Annotated in this window: 1 protein-coding gene; it reads left to right on the top strand. The window is 35.6% G+C overall.

The features are described 5' to 3' along the window. Positions 1-17 precede the first annotated feature (17 nt). On the top strand, positions 18-261 hold a 244-nt coding region (locus AC3WV0_RS18170; protein ID WP_488847494.1), incomplete at its 3' end, for a transposase.

Here is a 261-nt window from a genome sequence, read left to right as displayed (position 1 = left end):
TTATTAAAGACAGTAAAGTGAAGTTGTACACCGGGAAACCCATCCAAAACAAACGTGGAAATATACATCATCGGGAAGAAAAAGTGGAGACAGATTTTCGATTGGTGGTTATTAAAAATGAGAAAACCTGTAAGGAATTTTGGTTTATAACCAACGAGTTTGAACTTTCTGCCAAAGAAATATCGGACTATTACCGTAAAAGATGGGATATTGAAGTGTTCTTCAGGTTTATGAAACAAGAGCTGAATTTAAGCCATCTGG

The organism is Chryseobacterium sp. 27AL (assembly GCF_057815395.1).
The sequence above is the reverse complement of the archived record's forward strand: the minus strand, read 5'-3'. Positions and strand labels throughout refer to the sequence as shown.